At 35.3% G+C, this 535-nt stretch carries 1 protein-coding gene; it reads left to right on the forward strand.

Annotated features, from left to right (window positions below; translation table 11 throughout):
* A partial coding sequence (locus F0000_RS27555; RefSeq protein WP_149627893.1) for a transposase occupies positions 1–535 on the forward strand: 535 nt, incomplete at both ends.

Below are 535 nucleotides of genomic sequence, written 5' to 3' on the forward strand. Positions count from 1 at the left end.
AGGCATTGTCCTAAGTGTCAGGTCCAACAGCGGGAAAAATGGATTCAAGCACGCACAGAACAAGTCTTACCTGTTACTTATTTTCATGTCGTATTTACTTTACCTAGTGAGCTTAACCAATTGTGTTTAAAGTATCCGAAACAACTTTATAACACCCTTTTTAGCGCTTCTTGGAAAACTATTCAAACCTTTTCTAATGACTCTAAATATCTTGGAGCAAAAACCGGTATGATTAGTCTTTTGCACACTTGGGGACAGAATATAAGCTTACATCCTCACCTTCATTGTCTAGTGCCATCTGGAGGTGTAAATAAACAACAGAAATGGAAACAAACTTGCGGAAAAGGAAAATACCTATTTCCTGTAAAAGCCATGAGTAAAGTCTTTAGAGCTATATTTTTGAAGCAGTTAAAACAATTGAAAAACAAAAAGGAAATAGAGCATCTAAACTTACAAAATTTAGTAGACACCTTATTTAATAAATCATGGGTAGTTTATGCCAAGAGTCCTTGCTCAGGAGTAAAAAGTGTACTAG

The organism is Aquimarina sp. RZ0, assembly GCF_008370685.1.
Classification (GTDB): domain Bacteria; phylum Bacteroidota; class Bacteroidia; order Flavobacteriales; family Flavobacteriaceae; genus Aquimarina.